18 protein-coding genes are annotated in these 16,866 nt (G+C 67.9%); 1 reads left to right on the plus strand and 17 read right to left on the minus strand.

What is annotated here, in order from left to right:
- Positions 1–9: 9 nt before the first annotated feature.
- The 9 genes from AZC_RS09320 to AZC_RS09360 all read right to left on the minus strand — a co-directional run bounded on the left by AZC_RS09320 (position 10) and on the right by AZC_RS09360 (position 7,709).
- Complete coding sequence (locus AZC_RS09320; RefSeq protein WP_043879137.1) at positions 10–753, minus strand: HpcH/HpaI aldolase family protein; 744 nt, start codon at positions 751–753, stop codon at positions 10–12.
- A gap of 133 nt (positions 754–886) precedes the next feature.
- Entirely contained in the window at positions 887–1,681 is a 795-nt protein-coding gene (locus AZC_RS09325) for an ABC transporter permease (RefSeq protein WP_012170327.1), read from the minus strand.
- 12 nt (positions 1,682–1,693) lie between these two features.
- Positions 1,694–2,572 (minus strand): ABC transporter permease, encoded by an 879-nt coding sequence (locus AZC_RS09330; protein WP_043879138.1) that lies wholly within the window; start codon positions 2,570–2,572, stop codon positions 1,694–1,696.
- On the minus strand, positions 2,566–3,666 hold the full coding sequence (locus tag AZC_RS09335) for an ABC transporter ATP-binding protein (protein WP_244421818.1): 1,101 nt from the start codon (positions 3,664–3,666) through the stop codon (positions 2,566–2,568). The genes AZC_RS09330 and AZC_RS09335 overlap by 7 nt, the downstream gene beginning before the upstream one ends.
- Positions 3,667–3,671: 5 nt before the next feature.
- Positions 3,672–4,718 (minus strand): ABC transporter substrate-binding protein, encoded by a 1,047-nt coding sequence (locus AZC_RS09340; RefSeq protein ID WP_012170330.1) that lies wholly within the window; start codon positions 4,716–4,718, stop codon positions 3,672–3,674.
- A 100-nt stretch (positions 4,719–4,818) separates the two neighbouring features.
- Positions 4,819–5,490 carry an RraA family protein gene (locus tag AZC_RS09345; RefSeq protein ID WP_012170331.1) on the minus strand — a complete coding sequence of 224 codons (672 nt, stop codon included), beginning with the start codon at positions 5,488–5,490 and terminating at the stop codon, positions 4,819–4,821.
- 14 nt (positions 5,491–5,504) lie between these two features.
- Complete coding sequence (locus AZC_RS09350; RefSeq protein WP_081433956.1) at positions 5,505–6,311, minus strand: nitrilase-related carbon-nitrogen hydrolase; 807 nt, start codon at positions 6,309–6,311, stop codon at positions 5,505–5,507.
- Between the two features lie 118 nt (positions 6,312–6,429).
- Positions 6,430–7,392: a LysR family transcriptional regulator gene (locus AZC_RS09355; protein ID WP_012170333.1), complete on the minus strand. Its 963-nt coding sequence runs from the start codon at positions 7,390–7,392 to the stop codon at positions 6,430–6,432.
- Positions 7,393–7,499: 107 nt separating this feature from the next.
- Positions 7,500–7,709: a hypothetical protein gene (locus AZC_RS09360; RefSeq protein ID WP_043879139.1), complete on the minus strand. Its 210-nt coding sequence runs from the start codon at positions 7,707–7,709 to the stop codon at positions 7,500–7,502.
- Between the two features lie 106 nt (positions 7,710–7,815).
- Here AZC_RS09360 and AZC_RS09365 point away from each other — a divergent pair, with 106 nt between their 5' ends.
- Positions 7,816–8,508 carry an alpha/beta hydrolase gene (locus AZC_RS09365; protein WP_012170334.1) on the plus strand — a complete coding sequence of 231 codons (693 nt, stop codon included), beginning with the start codon at positions 7,816–7,818 and terminating at the stop codon, positions 8,506–8,508.
- A 51-nt stretch (positions 8,509–8,559) separates the two neighbouring features.
- Here the strand turns inward: AZC_RS09365 and AZC_RS09370 are convergent, their stop codons facing one another.
- The 8 genes from AZC_RS09370 to AZC_RS09405 form a co-directional block, all read right to left on the minus strand.
- On the minus strand, positions 8,560–8,985 hold the full coding sequence (locus tag AZC_RS09370; RefSeq protein WP_043879140.1) for an OsmC family protein: 426 nt from the start codon (positions 8,983–8,985) through the stop codon (positions 8,560–8,562).
- A 385-nt stretch (positions 8,986–9,370) separates the two neighbouring features.
- Positions 9,371–10,165 (minus strand): enoyl-CoA hydratase, encoded by a 795-nt coding sequence (locus AZC_RS09375; RefSeq protein WP_012170336.1) that lies wholly within the window; start codon positions 10,163–10,165, stop codon positions 9,371–9,373.
- 9 nt (positions 10,166–10,174) lie between these two features.
- Positions 10,175–11,788: an acyl-CoA synthetase gene (locus AZC_RS09380; protein ID WP_012170337.1), complete on the minus strand. Its 1,614-nt coding sequence runs from the start codon at positions 11,786–11,788 to the stop codon at positions 10,175–10,177.
- A gap of 188 nt (positions 11,789–11,976) precedes the next feature.
- Positions 11,977–12,657: a ribulose-phosphate 3-epimerase gene (gene rpe / locus AZC_RS09385; protein ID WP_012170338.1), complete on the minus strand. Its 681-nt coding sequence runs from the start codon at positions 12,655–12,657 to the stop codon at positions 11,977–11,979.
- A gap of 66 nt (positions 12,658–12,723) precedes the next feature.
- The gene (locus AZC_RS09390) at positions 12,724–13,710 is read right to left on the minus strand and encodes a class 1 fructose-bisphosphatase (protein ID WP_012170339.1); all 987 of its coding nucleotides are present in this window, start codon (positions 13,708–13,710) and stop codon (positions 12,724–12,726) included.
- Positions 13,711–13,816: 106 nt separating this feature from the next.
- Complete coding sequence (gene folB, locus AZC_RS09395) at positions 13,817–14,254, minus strand: dihydroneopterin aldolase (protein WP_081434118.1); 438 nt, start codon at positions 14,252–14,254, stop codon at positions 13,817–13,819.
- Between the two features lie 53 nt (positions 14,255–14,307).
- Positions 14,308–15,123: a hypothetical protein gene (locus AZC_RS09400; RefSeq protein ID WP_012170341.1), complete on the minus strand. Its 816-nt coding sequence runs from the start codon at positions 15,121–15,123 to the stop codon at positions 14,308–14,310.
- An 84-nt stretch (positions 15,124–15,207) separates the two neighbouring features.
- Positions 15,208–16,338, minus strand: coding sequence for an ATP-grasp domain-containing protein (locus tag AZC_RS09405; RefSeq protein ID WP_012170342.1), 1,131 nt, complete (start codon positions 16,336–16,338; stop codon positions 15,208–15,210).
- Positions 16,339–16,866 lie beyond the last annotated feature (528 nt).

Below are 16,866 nucleotides of genomic sequence, written 5' to 3' on the forward strand. Positions count from 1 at the left end.
GGATGAGGATCACAGGAGGCCTTCGGAGCCGAGGCTGTCCACGAGGCCGTGGAAGGCGGAGCGGATGAGGGCGTATTGCGCGCCCACAACCGTGATGTCGGCGCGGTGCAGCTTGCCGAAGGCGCGCTCGGGCGCCGTCCAGGCGGGCAGCACCCAGGGCTTGCCAGCGGCGCGGGCGGCGGCGCCGATGCGGGCGATGTCGTTCTTGTCGCTTTCGCTGAAGCTGTAGCGCGGGTTGCCGGCGGCCATGGACAGGTCGGTGGGGCCGGCGAAGAGGCCGTCCACGGTGGGCAGAGCGGCGATGGCCTCCACGTCATTGAGGGCTTCGCGGCTCTCGATCATCGGCCAGCACTTGGTGCGGGCGTTCTCATTGGCGCTGAAGCTGTCGTCCACCGGGCCGTAGCCCATGGTGCGGCCACCCGCATAGGAGCGCACGCCAAGCGGGGGATATTTGGTGGCCGCCGTCACGGCCTTCGCATGATCGAGCGCGCCGATGTGCGGGATGATGATGGCGTCCGCCCCGAAATCGAGCGCCTGCTGGATCGGCTCGGTGAGCGGGCCGAGCACCTTGGCATAGACCTTGATGCCGAGCGCCCGGCAGAAGGGGATCACCCGGTCGAGGTCATCGAGATTGAAGGTGCCGTGCTCGATGTCGAGCACCACCGCCGTGAAGCCCGCGCCCCGCGCAATCTCGATGTGCGGGAAAGAGGGCGAGGAGAGCCAGAAGGCGAACTGGGCGAGCGACTGGGACATGAGCGATCTCCGGGCGAAAGGGTGAGTTCCCCCGTTCCCGCGCAGGGCGCAGGTTGGGGCGGACGGGTCTGGCAAGGTCAGGTGCGGGCGGATCCCGCGAACTTGGGGCCGGGCGGGCGCAAGGCCCGTCCGGTCACTTCACAAAGGTCTTCGCAAGTCCGGCGGTGCGGTCCACCACGATGACGACGGCAAGGGTGAGCACCACCAGGAGGACGGAGATGGCGGCGACCAAAGGATCGGCTTGCTGTTCCACATGGCGATACATGGCGACCGGAAGCGTGGAGATGCGCGGGCCGGTCATGAAGAGCGAGAGCACCACCTCGTCGAAGGAGACGAGGAAGCAGAGGGCGGCGGTGGACACCATGCCCGACCGCATCATCGGCAGGGTGACGCGGAAGAAGACGGTGAGCGGCGGCGCACCGAGCGTGGAGGCGGCCTCCTCCACCGGGATCGGCAGCGTGGCGAGCGCGGTGGAGAGCACGCGGATGGCATAGGGCAGGGTGACGATGAGATGCGCCACCACGAGCCCCTGGAAGGTGCCGAGCAGGCCGAGCGGGGCGAACACCAGCAGGATGGCGAGACCGAGCACGATGGTCGGCAGCAGCAGCGGGGCGGTGAACAGGCCGCCCAGCGCCTCGGCGCCCGGCGGCTTGAGCCGCACCAGCGCATAGGCCGCGGGCAGCCCGACCAGCAGGGAGATGACCGTCACCACCACCGCCAGCAGGAGGCTCACCGAGAAGGCGGCGGTCATCTTGCTGTCGGAGAAGATGGCGCCGTACCACTTCAGGCTCCAGCTCGACGGCGGGAAGTTGAGGTAGGCGTCCCCGCTCAGGGACATGGGCACGATGATAAGGATCGGCGCCAGCAGGAAGAGGAACATCACGCCGGCGGCGATCTTCAGCGCTGGGGAGACGGGGCGTTCATCCATGTGCCGTCTCCGTCAGGCAATGCGCCGCAGGGCGCGGGTGTAAAGGGCCAGCGCTGCGCCGAACAGCACCAGGATGATCATGGAGAGCGTCGCCGCAACCGGCCAGTTGAGGGTCACGATGGCCTGATCGTAGATCTCGGTGGCGAGCAGGAACACGCGCCCGCCGCCCAGCAGCTTCGGCGTGACGAAGGAGGAGATGGCGAGCACGAAGCAGAGCAGGCAACCCAGCGCCATGCCCGGCGCGGTGAGCGGCAGCACCACGCGCCAGAAGGTCTTCAGCGGTGTCGCGCCGAGCGTGAGCGCTGCTTCCTCGCAGCGCGGGTCGAGCCGGCCGAAGCCCGAGAGCAAGGCGAGGATCATGTAGGGCATCAGGATTTCGGTGAGCCCGATGATGACGCCCGTGAGGTTGAACATGAGGCGCGGCGGCGTCAGTCCGACGAGGCCGATCACATTGGCGATGAGCCCCTGCGAGGACAGGATGGCGATCCAGCCATAGGTGCGCACAACGGCGGAGGTGAGCAGTGGCGCAATGACCAGCACCAGAAGGATGGTGCGCCACAGGCCGGACGAACGGTGCAGGTAGAGCGCGATGGGGTAGGAACACAGCAGCGTCAGCACCGTGATGAAGAGGCTGACGCCGATGCTGTTGCCGATCAGCTCCAGCGTGAAGCTGTCGCCGAGCACGCTGGACCAGGTGGTGAGCGAAAAGGTCTCCACCAGCGCGCCGGTCGCCTGCGATTCCTTGAAGGACATGCGCAGCAGGTTGAACACCGGCCATAGGAACCCCACCGCATTCACGAGCGCGATGGGCAGGAGCAGCAGCATGGCAACCGCGGTCGGGCTCATGGGGCGCGCCGCGCGGGGGGCGGGAACGGCGAGGGTGCTCATGATGCGGCGTACACGAAGGTGTCCTGCGGGCGCCAGGACAGGGTGACGGGGGTTCCCGGCGCCAGCACCTGCTCGCCGCCGCGCGTGGAGGCTTCCGTCTTCAGCAGGGTGCCGCCGGCCTCCACCTCATATTCGAGGATGTCGCCGGCGAAGGTGGCCCGGGTGACGGTGCCGGAGAGGCTGTGAAGGTCGCCGCTTGCCGGCGCGGCGCCGGGAGAAAGCACGATGCGATGCGGACGCACCATGACCTCAACCGGGCCGTTGAAGCCGGGCGCGGCGACCTTCACGCCCGCCACCTCTGCGATACCCCCCGCAGCGGTGCCGGACAGGCGATTGATGCGGCCCACGAAGCCCGCCACGAAGGCGGTTTTCGGGTGTTCATAGATTTCGTGAGGCGTGCCGAGCTGCTCCAGACGGCCGTGGTTCATCACTGCCACCTTGTCGCAGATGGTGAGGGCTTCCATCTGGTCGTGGGTCACGAAAATGGCGGTGATGCCGAGCCGCTTCTGGATGTCGCGGATCTCGTTGCGCATCTCGTCGCGCAGCTTGGCGTCGAGGTTGGAGAGCGGTTCGTCGAGCAGCAGGATGGAGGGCCGCACGACGAGCGCGCGGGCGAGCGCCACGCGCTGCTGCTGGCCGCCGGAGAGCTGGGCGGGGCGGTGGTGCTCCTTGCCGGTGAGGCGCACCATGGCGATGGCCTCGCGCACCCGCTCCGCCGCCTCGGCTTTCGAGACCTTGCGCATCTCAAGGCCGAAGGCGACGTTCTTCGCCACGTCCATGTGCGGGAAGAGGGCATAGGACTGGAACACCAGCCCCATGTCGCGCCGGTAGGGCGGCACGCCCGTGATGTCGTGCCCGTCCACGACGATATGGCCGGAGGTGGAGGGAGCAAGGCCGGCGATCATCCGGAGCGAGGTGGTCTTGCCGCAGCCGGAGGGGCCGAGAAAGGCGACCAACTCGCCCTTGGCCACGTCGAGATTGAGGTCGTCCACGGCATTGAAAGTGCCGTAGCGGCGGGTGAGGCCGCGCAGGGAGAGGAAGCCCTCGCCCTGCGTCTGGCGCTGGATCTCGTCGGGCGAGGTGCGGATCATGGCCATGCGCCTCACCGGCTGGCGGGCAGCACGCGGCGGCGCCACTGTTCGCCGATGGCGTCACGCACCTTGGCAAGCGCGATCCAGTCCACCGGGATCACCTTGTCCATGAACTTCACGGCGGTGCGGTCGAGCGCTTCCGGCGAGATGTCCGCCTTGGCGTTGGTGGGGGCGTAGAACATGCTCTCTGTGAAGGCCTTCTGGGCCTCGGGGCTCAGGGCATAGTTCACGAAGGTCTTGGCCGCATCGCCGCCGGGGCCGTTGGCCACGAGGTTGATGGTGTTGATCTGGAACACCGTGCCTTCCTGCGGGATCGTGGCCTTGAGCTTGCCGCCGGAGGTCTGGCTGTTGACCTGCGCGCGGGCGTTCCAGCCGGCGCCGACGGCGGCCTGCCCCGTGACGATGGGCGCATAGACCTCGGGCTTGGGCTCCCACGTCTGGACATTGGGGGCGATCTCGACCATGGCCGCGATGCCCTTGCTCACGTCCTTCAGATAGTCCGTGCCGCCGTTCGCCTTGTTGAGGATGATGACCAGCGAGAGGCCCTGGATGTCGGGCATGCCGGGGATCACCACCTTGCCCGCATAGCCCTTGTCCGCCATGGCCATCCAGGACTTCGGCGGCTCCTTCACCTGATCGGTGTTGTAGAGCATGACGAGGTTGTCGAAGGTCACCGCGACGCCCGCCACGTCCGGAATGCGGGCGTTGGGATAGAGATCCTTCACGTTGGGCGCGTTGGTCTCGTCGATCTTGGTGAAGAGGCCCTCGTCGGTGCCGGCCTTCGAGACCGAGACGTCCATGATGGCGACGTCGGTCTGCGGCGCGGCCTTCTGGGCACGCAGGTTGCCGAGCATGGCGGCGGAGGAGGGCAGGGGGAAATAGGTGACCTTGATATCCGGATGCGCCTTCATGAAGGGCTCGATCACGGCCTTCGTGTAACGCTCCTGGAACAGGCCCGAATAGGCCATGACGGTGATGTTGCTCTCGGCCCAGGCGGCCTGAGAGAAGAGACCGAGGGCGAGCGCCGCAGCGGCCCCGAACTTCGCAGACGTCGTCATGTGGATCCCCTCTGGAAAAGGTGTGGGACGGGCCGGTGGTCCAGCCTCGGTTTCATGGTGACGGCCGGGCGGCTGAGTGTTGGCTCAGCCGCCCTCATGTTCAGGTGGCGGGCGCGAGCTTGGCTTCCACCATCGCGCGGGCGCCGGTGATGTCCGGCAGCTTCTCGCCGGCGGCGAGGCGGGCGAGCAGCTTGATCTCGTTCTCCTGCATCTGGATGGCGCGGGCGGCGATGGCGGGCGCCTGCGCCGGCTTCAGCACCACCACGCCGCTCTCGTCGCAGAGCACGGCGTCGCCCGGCTCGATGGTCTGGCCGCCCACATTCACCGGCACGTTCATCGCGCCTTCGAGGCCGAGAAGCTTGGTGGTGATGGGCGAGGGGCCACGGCACCACATGGGCATGTCCACCTTCACGATCTCGGAGAAATCGGTGGCCGGGCCGTCGATGACGCCGGCCTTCACGCCGGCCATCTTCATGGCGTTGGTGATGACGCCGCCCCAGCAGGCGTGCTTGTCGTCGCCGCAGCGCTCGATCACCACCACGTCGCCGGGGCGCACATAAGCGGTGAGATAGTGCAGCAGCGTGGAATCCGCGTGCGGGATGCGCAGCGTCACGGCGGTGCCGGCGACGCGCTTGCCCGGCAGCACGGCGCGGATCTCGCGGTCCACGAAGCCGGAATGCAGCACATGGCCGATGGTCGCCACCTCGCACTTCTCAAGCTCGGTCACGAGCTCGGGCGCGATCTGGGCGGGCATGGGATTGACGATGAACATAAGTGCGCTTCCGCTCAGGCGAGAACGTGGTGATTGGCGACGGGGACGTTGGCCCGCACCTTCTCGGTGTAGCCGAACTCCAGACGGCCGGTGGTGAAGCCCACCCCGTCGGAGGCCTGCGCGGTGATGTGGCCCCACGGGTCGATGACCATGGAATGGCCCCAGCACCACTTCTTGCCGCCCGCGTGCGGGCCGGTCTGGCCGACCGCGAGGAACCAGGTCTGGGTCTCGATGGCGCGGGCGCGGGCGAGGATTTCCCAGTGATCCTTGCCGGTCATCAGCGTGAAGGCGGCGGGCAGGACGATGATGTCCGCGCCCTTGTCGCGCAGCTTGCGGAACAGCTCGGGGAAGCGGATATCGTAGCAGATGGCGCAGCCGACCGTCTTGCCGCCGAGCTCGTACGTGACCACGTCCTCGCCGCGCGAGACGGTGTCGCTCTCGCGATAGACGGTGCCGCCGGTGATCTCCACGTCGAACAGGTGGATCTTGCGGTAGCGCGCCAGTTCCTCGCCATCGGGGCCGAAGACGACGGTGGTGTTGTAGAAGGAATTGCCCTCGCGCTCGGCGACGCTGCCGGCGTGGATCGCGACCTTCAGCTTTTTCGCGAGCCCCTTCATGAGCTGGTAGGACTCGCCATCCGGGAAGGTCTCGGCGGCGTCCTGCGCCTGCGCCGGCGTGTCGCCGAGGAAGGCGTAATATTCCGGCAGCACGACGAGGTCGGGCTTGTCGGCGGCGACAGCCGCTTCGATCAGGGAGGCGGCGGTCGCGAGATTCGCGGCCTTGTCCCCCTGCGTGTTCATCTGGACCAGCGATACCTTCACGTCAGGTCTCCTGCCTTGGGTGACGGGAGCAGACCAGACCAAACCACGTCCGACAAACGCGAAATAATTGTCGGCGCTTACAAGAAATGCTTATGACAGCGGCACGGGCGGCGCGTGCCTATTTTGTGTGCGATGCAATGCGGATCTGGTTGCGGCGCGCATTGGCCGATGGCGTGAGCGTGGCCGCGTCTTCCGCCTTCGCCACTTGCGCCGCCATCCGGGCGATCAATGCCGGCAGGGTGCTGCCCGGCTCCTCGCGATAGACGGCGTGGAGGTGCAGGGGCGGCAGGTCCGCGTCCACGTCGAGCTGCATCAGTTCGCCCCGTTCCACCATCTCGCGGGCCACCTCAGTCGGCAGGACGGCGACGCCCATGCCGTCGCGGGCGAGGCGGGTGATGGTGGCGAGTGAGTTGGAATTGAGGATGCGCACCAGATTGAGGTTTGCATCGAGGCCGGCGGACTCCATCAGGCGCAGCACGTTCTGGTGGGGTTGCGAGCCCTTTGAGAAGGCGAAGATGGGGTTCGCCACGATGTCCACGAGCGAGAGGCGGCGCCCGTGCAGGCCGAGGTGTGGCGCGGCAAACCAGTGGCACTGATAGGTGCACAGGTCGATATTGCTGCACTCGGCCGCCAGTACGGGCCCGGCGATCAGCGCCAGATTCACCTGCCGGTCCAGCAGCAGGCGGGAGACCGTGAGGCTGTTATCCACCGTGAGGTCGATGTCCACGTCCGGATAGGTGGCCTTCACGGCTTCGATCAGCTTGGGCAGCCACGCATAGACGATGGAATCGATGGTGCCGATGGCGATGCGCCCGCGGAGGCTGCTGGCCTCGCTGACCCCGAGCCGCAATTCTTCGGTCAGGCGAACGATGGTTTCCGCCTGCGCCAGCGCCCGCTCGCCCTGCGGGGTCAGGCTCACATTGCGCAGGTCACGCTCGAACAGCCGCACGCCGAGATCGCGTTCGAGGGTCGCGATGCGGTTGGAAACAGCCGCCTGGGTCGTGCACAGCTTGTCCGCCGCGCTGGAGAAGCTCCGCAGCCGGGCGACCCACACAAAGGTTTCCAGGAAACGGATATTCATCGGCGTGCGCGGTCTCCGGCCAGTGGCGGAACAGACAGGCGCCGATGATGGGCTCTGGGGGACCGAACTGCAATGCAAGCGATGCGCTGCCGGTCCCCCATTTCGCCTCAGGGGCGCCTGCTCTGATCGGGCGGTACGCGCACGTCCGGCGGGCGACGATCGTCCGGAGCGCTGTCCTCATATTCGGCGTCGTTCGGCGCAAGTGGCCCCTCCAACGGCGGCCGGGCCGGCGAGGGGCGGTCATTGAGGACTGCATCCTCATTGGCCGGGTCGACCACGAGCGGGTTCTGGTCAAGGGTGCGCGGGTCGCGGGTCATGAAGCCTCCCTGTCTGTGTTTGGGGCTTCAACGGAAGGCGGACGGCTTCGTTCCGCCATGTTGCACCGCGCCTTGATCCGGGGCGGGCATTCCGTAATGTTGTATTATGGATGCCAATCTCGCCGGACGGCTCAATTTTACCCATCGCCCGCCCACCAAGGAGGCCCTCCCGCCGGGACGGCACGACCTTGGGCTTTTCGAGCAGCGCGACGCGGTGCTCGTGGTGCCGGAGGGTGTCGATGCCAGCCGACCGACCCCTCTCGTGGTGCTGTTCCATGGCGGTGGCGGCAGTGCGCAGAAGATCCTACCCATGCTGGAGGCCCATGCCCAAGCCAACGGCTTCCTGCTGCTGGTGCCGCAATCCCTCTATCCCACCTGGGACATCGTGATCGCCGGCAACGGGCCGGACCGGGAGAGGCTCGACATTGCGCTCGCCGAAGTGGCGGACCGTTTCACCCTGGACCCGGAGCACCTCGCCTTCGCCGGCCATTCCGATGGCGGCAGCTACACGCTCTCGCTTGGCCTCACCAACGGGCAGTTCGTCACCCACCTCATCGTGTCGTCGGCGGGTTTCATGTCGGTGCACCATCAGGAGGGTGCGCCGCGGATCTTCATCTCGCACGGCATCAATGACGAGCAGATCCCCATCGACCGCAGCGGCCGGGCGCATGCGGACCTGCTGAAGCGTGCCGGCTATGACGTGACCTATATCGAATATAACGGCCCGCACGCCTACCAGCCGCCCGTCGTGGCGCTGGCCGTGAACTTCTTCCTCGCCGATCTTCTCGCAACCGCCTGACCTCTCCGCCGGAAGCGGAGCCGCGAGCGGAGAACCGCCCGCAGCCCGCGCTCACGCGACCAACGCGGCGTCGAGGCTGATGTCGGCCTTGAGCAGCTTGGAGACGGGGCAGCCGGCCTTGGCCTTGGCGGCGAGCTGCTGGAAGGTTTCGGCGTCCGCGCCGGGGATGGTCGCCCGCAGCGTCAGGTGGACGGCAGTGATGGCGAAGCCGTCCGACTGCTTTTCGAGCGAGACTTCGGCTGTGGTCTCCATGTGCGTCGCCGTGAAGCCGGCCTCGCCGAGGATGAGCGACAGGGCCATTGTGAAACAGCCGGCGTGGGCGGCCCCGATGAGCTCCTCCGGATTGGTCCCCGGCTTGCCCTCGAAGCGGCTGGCGAAGCCATAAGGGTAGGCGGAGAGCGCGCCGCTCTTGGTGGAGATGGCGCCCTTGCCGTCCTTGATGCCGCCTTCCCAGACAGCAGAACCCTGGGTCTTCATGCGTTGCTCCTTGCGTCGGTTCGGGCGCGCAACACGAAAGGGCCGTGCGCCACACCCTGTATAACGCGTAATTCGTGAAACGGGTGCGACCCACGGGAGGTTGATCGTGCGGGTGGGCAAAGCCGGCTGTTGAAGTCCAGTGGAAAAACGAGGGGAGAGATGTCTCTTTTACCGCCGCAGCGCGCTCCATGTTCCACATGGTGGAACACTTTCGGGCCCCGGCCTAACCTTTGTGAGCAAGTGATTTATTCACTTGCTTCATATGCTTCGTCTCCCTTAGCTTCTGGCCATTGGACCATTCCCGCGTGATGGTCTGGACGCCGGTCAGGCGCATCCTGCCGGTGAGGTTCAGGGGGGCAACCTCACCGGCGGATGATTCCGCCGGTCAGCGGCCGCGCCAGTCCGGCCGCCGCTTTTCGAGGAAGGACGCGATGCCCTCCTTGAAGTCGGCACTGCCATAGACCTTGCGGATCAGATCCGAGTCCGAGGGCTGCAGTTCGGTGGCGAGACGCCGCAGGGCTTCCTTGGCCGTCTGCATGGTGAGAGGGGCATGGCCCTTCAGCTGCGTACAGACCTCGACCAGCCTTGCCTCCAGCGCCTCGGGCGGGACGATTTCCGCATAGCCGGGCGGCAAGGTTTCCACCGCCGGCATTTCGGCGAGCATGAGCATGCGCTTCACGAGGCCGACGCCCAGTGTCGACGTGAGGCGGCGCAGATTGCCGGCCGAAAGCCCGTTGCCGAGCGTCCGCGCAATAGGGGCACCGAACCGGCTGCCGGGCGTGGCGATCCTGAGATCGCAGGAATTGGCAAGGATGAAGCCGCCGCCTACCGCCCAGCCCTCGACTACCGCGAGGGTCGGCATGGGCAGGGCCTCAAGCGCGCTCACATAGGTCTCCACCCGCGCTTCGTAGGCAACGCCGTCCTGCCCGGAAAAATCGCGGAACTGCTCGATGTCCGTCCCGGCGACGAAGGCCTTGCCGCCGGCGCCGCGCAGCACGGCCACCTTGATCTCGTCGGTGCGCGCCAAGATCTCGCGGCAGGCGGCGTAAAGCTCCTCATACATCCGCCAGGTCATGGCGTTGCGTGCCGCGGGACGGTCGAAGGTAAGGGTGGCGATGCCGTCGCCAATGGCGAGGCGGGTGGTGCCGGCGTCCAGCGAGAGGGGCGGGGTCGATGTCATGGCGTTTCCTCAACCGAGGCGGCGCAGCTCGCGGCGCAGGATCTTGCCGGTCGCCGTCATGGGCAGCGCGTCGGTGAAGGAAACGTAGCGGGGATATTCGTGCCCGGAAAGGCGGGTGCGCACATGGTCCTGAATTTCCGCCGCCAGCGCGTCTGAGCCGAGTTGACCCGGTTTCAGCACCACCCAGGCCTTGATGGCTTCCGTTCGGACCGGGTCCGGCACGCCCACGACGCCCACCATGGCGACGGCCGGATGGCGCAGGATGCAGTCCTCGATCTCGCCGGGCCCGATGCGGTAGCCCGCGGACGTGATGACATCGTCCGAGCGGCTCATGTACCAGAGGTAGCCCTCCTCGTCCTGCCGGCCGAGGTCGCCGGTCAGGAGGAAGTCGCCGGCGTATTTGTCGGCGGTGGCCGCGGGGTTGTTCCAGTATTCCAGCATCATCACCGGGTCGCCCCGGCGCACGCCGATATGGCCCTGCTCGCCCGTCGGCACCTCCACGCCGTCCTCGTCCACGATGCGTACGTCGTGACCGGGAATCGGCTTGCCCATGGCGCCGGGGCGGATCGCGAAGAAGTTCGAGTTGGAGCCGACCACCAGATTGCATTCGGTCTGGCCGTAGATCTCCCGCGCTTCGACGCCCAGGCGCTCCTGCACGAAGGCGCCGAGCTCCGCGCCCAGTGTCTCGCCACCCGTCAGCAGGGAGCGCAGGACGAGGCCGGGGTGTCGTACGTCCGCCTGCCGCAGCAGCTTGAGCGCGGTGGGCGGCAGGAAGACGTTGCGCACCTTGTGCGTCGCCATCAGCGCCATCGCCGCATCGGGATCGAACTTCTTCGCCCGGTGCGCGAGCACGGGCACGCCGAGATAGAGGGTCGGAAACAGCACGTCGAAAAGGCCGCCGATCCACGCCCAGTCCGCGGGCGTCCAGTGCAGGTCACCCGGCTGCGGCATCCCTTGGTGGATGAATTCGATGCACGGCAGATGCCCGAGCAGGATGCGGTGGCCGTGCAGAGCGCCCTTGGGATTTCCGGTGGTGCCCGAGGTGAAGATGATGATGGCTGGATCGTCCGGCCCTGTGTCGGAGGGGGTGAAGGCGTCCGATGCGCGGGCCATGGCGGCGTCGAAGGAGATGGCCCGCCCGTCGCCCTGATCCGGACCGGTGACGAACACATGGGTGAGGTCGGGCACCTCGTGCCGGATACGGTCCAGTTTGGCGAGGCCCGCAAGGTCCGTCACCAGCGCCTTCGCGCCCGAATTGGCGAGCCGGAAGGAGAGTGCCTCATCGCCAAAGAGGGTGAACAGCGGCACCGAGACCAGCCCCGCCTTGAAGGCCGCCAGATGCGCGATGGCCGTCTCGGGCGCCTGCGGCAGGAACACAGCCAGCCGATCTCCCCGCTCCAGTCCGCAGGCGGCGAGCACATTGGCGAAGCGGTTGGTGAGGCGCTTCAGTTCGTCGAACGTGTAGGTGACGAGTGCGCCGCTTTCCTCCACGAACAGCAGCGCCGGCTTTCCCGATCCGTCCGCATGGGCATCGACGCAGGCGGTGCCGATGTTGAAGCGCTCGGGAATCCGCCAGCGGAAGGCTCGGACGAGATCGTCATAGCGCGCGGCCTCAGGCAGCATGGGCATGTCCTCCGGCGCCGCTTGCGGGCGCTTATCGTTCCTGTGCTGGCGCACAGCCGGCCGGAGCGTTGGCGCGCTCTGCCGGAGATCGGAAACGATCGAACGTTTTTTTAATGCGGAGGTCAAGGCGGCAGGAGCGTGGCCCCGCCGCATGAGTGATCGTCGGGCCGTGCGCCCCTGTCGCCCTCTCAGGCCACGAGGCCGAGGGCGCTGGCGGCCGATCTGCGGATGGCGGCGATGTTGGCCCGATAGCCTTCGATGCCGCCCTTGAAGACGGCCGAACCGGCCACCAACACGTCCGCGCCCGCCTTGGCGCACAGCGCGCCGGTGGTGGGGTTCACGCCGCCGTCGATCTCAAGGCGGATGTCGCGGCCCCGGATCATGTCGCGGATGCGCTCCACCTTGGGCAGCACGTCGGGAATGAAGGCCTGCCCGCCGAAGCCGGGGTTGACCGTCATCACGCAGACAAGGTCGATCTTGTCGAGCAGGTAGGTGAGGACGCTCTCGTGGGTCGCCGGATTGAGCGCGACGCCCGCCTTCTTGCCGAGGCCCCGGATCACCTGAAGGCAGCGGTCCAGATGGTCGGTGGCTTCCGCCTGCACCGTGATGATGTCCGCGCCCGCCGCCGCGAAGGCCTCGAGATACGGCTCCACGGGGGAGATCATCAGGTGCACGTCGAACACCTTGTCGGTGTGCGGGCGCAGCGCCTTGATGACGTCCGGGCCGAAGGTGATGTTGGGCACGAAATGGCCGTCCATCACGTCGAGATGGATGTAGTCAGCCCCGGCCGCCGCCACGTCACGCACTTCCTCGCCCAGCCGGGAGAAGTCCGAGGCGAGGATGGAGGGGGCGATGAGGGGACCGGTCATGATGGGGCTCCGAGAAACAGCAGCGGGAGGCTCATGGCCTCCCGCATATGGGTGTGCTTTGCGCGTTCAGTAATAGCTGGCGATGTGCGCGACTTCCTCGCGCGAGCCGAACACCAGCGGGATGCGCTGGTGGATCTGCTTGGGCTGGATGTCGAGGATGCGGGTGGTGCCGTCGGTGGCCGCGCCGCCCGCCTGCTCGGTCACAAAGGCGATGGGGTTCGCCTCATAGATCAGGCGCAGGCGGCCGTCCGCATAGCCCTTCCGGCTGTCGCCCGGATAGAGATAGACGCCGCCGCGGGTGAAGATGCGGAAGGCATCCGCCACCAGCGAGCCCACCCAGCGCATGTTGAAGTCCTTGCCACGCGGGCCGTCCTTGCCGGCGAGGCAGTCGTCGATATAGCGCTGCGTGGCCTTGGCCCAGTGGCGCACGTTCGACTGGTTGATGCCGTATTCCTTGGTCGCGGCGGGGATCTCCACCTTCTCGCGGGCGAGGATGAAGGTCGCGGTGTCGTGGTCGAACACGAACACCTGCGTGCCCTGGCCGAGCGAGGAGACAAGGATGGTTGCCGGACCATAGACCAGGAAGCCGGCTGCGATCTGCGCCGAGCCGGGCTGGAGCAGCGCTGCGGCCGGGTCCGGATGCTGTTCCAGGTCGTAGGGCAGGATCGAGAAGATGGTGCCGATGGAGACGTTGGTGTCGATGTTGGAGGAGCCGTCGAGCGGGTCCACCGCCACCACCACGCGGCCGTGCGGATCGAGCGGGATTGGCGTCTCGCTCTCCTCGGAGGCGAGGAAGGCCACCGGGGCGCGGCCGAGCGCGTCCACCAGTTCTTCCTCGGCGATCACGTCCAGTTCCTTCTGGGCGTCGCCGCCGGCATTGGCCTCGTCGCCGCGCACCTTGCCGAAATCCTCGGCGAGGGGGCCACGGGCCACGAGTTCGGCGATCGAGACGCCGGCCTCGGCCAGACGCTCCACGGTGGCGGCCACGGCGCACCGCAGCGGATCGGCACCGGCCCAGTCGTCCAGGAAGGCCTGCAGGGTCACCTCGCTCACCGCGTCTCTCCTTTTACCGTTCGGACGGCGTCCTTATGGCCCAAGCCGGGCAGAAGGTCACGCCTCGCCCGGCCATAAAATGCGGCTGTGGCGGCGGTGGGGCGGCTCAACGGCCGCGGGTGATGTCGACGCCCACATCCCCGAACACGCCGGTGATGGGCGCTCCCGGCTTGCGCACCGCGATCCGCACCTGCTCGATGAGCGGGAAATGGTCGAGGAGGCGGGTGGCGATGCGCTCGGCGAGCGTCTCGATCAGGCGCACCGTGTCGTCCTCCACCACCGCTTTGATGTGGGTGTAAACGTCCTGATAGGAGACGGTGAGATGGGCATCGTCGGCCCAGGCGGCGGGCCGGGTGTCGAGCCACCAGTCCGCATCCACGATGAAGCGCTGGCCGAGCACCTGCTCCTCGGGATGCACGCCGTGGCGGGCGAAGAAGGGCAGGTCGCGCAGGAACAGCCGGTCGTTGCGCCGGGGACGGGGGGCGGCCTGCGGGGCGCTGCTCTCTTGGGGGCTCGGGAAGGCTTCGGGATCGGGAGCGGACATGGACGCCTCGCGCAACGGGACAGCGGCCGCCGGTGGGCGGCCAGTCCCTTCCGTCATGCGCGCAATTTGAGCTCGATGGCAACCGGTTGCGGCAGATGGGGCATCTGGGGCGGGCGCCCGTTGCGGATGAAATCCGGCAGGAAGGCCACGGGATTGACCCCAAGCGACTTGTGCAGCCCCACATAGCTGAGGGCAAGTCCGGGCGAGATCGCGGTGACGCAGGGGCCATCCGGCGTCCGGCAGATATCGATGTCGAAGAGGCCGCTCAGCCCCGGCACGGCCCGGACGACCGACAGTGCGAGGGAGGCGAAGGGGCCGGAACGCTCCGCCGCGGCACCGATGGTCATCGCCGCAAGCCGCCCGTCGGCGGCGAGATGCCGATGGTGGAGCGCCAGCACCGCCAACCCGTCCGAGCGGGCGAGGACCGAGAGCGACAGGGCATCGCCCCGCGCATTGGGGTCGGCCGGGATGCCCGCGGCGGTCAGGGCGGCAGTCAGGCGGTCAGGGGCCGAGAGCAGTTCGAGTGCCTCCGCCCGATGGCCGATTACCCGCCGCCCGCACGCGCGGAAGGCACCGACGAGGGCGGCGGTGCGGCTCGCATCCCGCGACAGGGGCCAGACCAGATCCGCGTCTGCGCTCAGGGCGCGCCAGGCGGCGCGGGGATCGACCCCTTCTCCCACGGCGGCCATGATCCCGTCCCCGGCGCCGAGGCGGTCATCCTGTGCGACGGTCACGGAGAGGCCGGGCACCGATTCCAGATCATGCACGAGCACCGTCCGCAGCAGCAGCGCTTCGGCAACCGCTTCGCCGGGCAGGGGCTCGGCCCGCATGCCGCCGCCCGTGAGGAACTCGCAGACAAAGATCCGCATCCTCTTCCCCCGCTTCGAAGCGGCCTTGCGCGCCTGGAGAGCTACGGGGCCTGCCGTAATAAGGCCGGATCTGGCCGCCGGCGTTCAGACGGCGAGCGCGATCCGTTCGAGACCCAGCCATTCGCGCACCTCGTGCACGCGGTCCTCCAGCACCCGTTCTGCGGCTTCCGCGGTGGGGCCACCCGCCCGCACGGCGCAGATATGGGCACCGGCACGGACCGCGGTGCCCGGCGCCGGCCGGTCCACGGCCGCTGCGGGCCAGTCACTGTCCGGGATCAGCACGTCCTCTTCCGCATAAAGCAGGGCGCTGGCGCGATGTTCCGCTGGGACTGCGAGGGAGGAAGGCAGCTTTCCGCCGCAGGCGGCCAGATGCAGCCCCATGAGCGGCGGCAGAGGATCGGTGTCGAGAATGTCCAGCATGGCGCTGAGGCGGGGCGTGACCTCCACCAGCCACCAGCCCTCGCGGCCCACCACCACGTCGATGGAGACGAGGCCGACAAGGCCGCAGGCGCGCGCCACCGTCAGCGCCGCCGCGATCATCCGCCCCGCATGGGCGGTGGGCAGGGCGACCGGGCCCACCATGCCGCCATAGCGGAAGGGGTGGACATCGTCGGGATAGTGCCACTGCCGGCAGGCACCCACGAACAGGGCCTCCGTGCCGTTGGCCAGAAGCTGGATGGAATAGGTCTCGCCCGCCACCTCGCGCTGGAGGAAATGGCCGGGGGCAGGCGGCGTGAGGTCACCGAAATCGCGACGCCGGATATGCCCGCCGCCGGCCCCGCCGATCTTCTTCTCCAGCACCGGCCCGGCCGCAAAGCCGCTGTCGGGCGCCTCGATAGTGACAGCAGGGAAGGGAATCGAGAGCGCTCCGCACAAAGCGGCGAGGGCGAGCGGATCCTTCAGCACGCGCACGGTATCGGCCGTATTGCCGAGGATGGGATTGCGCGCGGCGATCCGTTCCATCAGGGCCGGATCGTCCTCAAGCCCGCTGCCGAGCACCACGGGCAGGCCAGCGGGAGCAAGGCCGGTGAGGGCGGCAATGAGGTCATCACCGTCGAAGGCATGGCCGTTGGCCCGGTGCACGCGCACGCAGCGCGCCGCCTTCGCGCAGGTGTCGAGATTGGCGAAAAGGTCCAGCGAGAGGGGCGATAGCCCCGCGCGCGCCGCGCTGGCAACGAGGGGACGGGCGCACAGAGAGATGATGGCAAGATCCATGTTGCGTCGGTCCGTCAGGAGCGAAAACGCCGCCAGGCAGCGCTTTCGGGAAGAGGAGGCGGCCGCGGAGCGGCCGGCAGGTGGCTCGTGCGGCAGGCTGCCGGGCCCGATCCGCGCGATCTTTGATCGGACCGGGGAAAGGCCTGCGCCCTAACGTCGCTCGGCGTGGGAACCGATGCGCGTCCTGCCGGAGGCGCCTTCGCCCGCCCTGCACCGCAGCCGGATCGAAGACAGTCCTTCGGCATCCTTGAGACTGACGGACCGATCAGACGGGTCTGACGGGATCAGGCTCGGCGGCGTTCTGCGGGCGTGTCGGTCCGGCCTCTGGCCGGAACCGCGACACCTGCGGGCCGGCGGCATGCGCCGCCCGCTTCCCGGAGTGCCACGCGGGACAGGCCTTCCACGAAGGCCATGCGCACCGGCGTGGAGACGATATCCGCGACGAGCCGGTCCATTCCGGCCGCCGCGTCAGATCCCCCCGCACGCGGTCAAGCACCATAATGGCTTGTTAAGCATACCGGCCAAGGG

The sequence above is a fragment of the Azorhizobium caulinodans ORS 571 genome (assembly GCF_000010525.1).
Lineage (GTDB): Bacteria > Pseudomonadota > Alphaproteobacteria > Rhizobiales > Xanthobacteraceae > Azorhizobium > Azorhizobium caulinodans.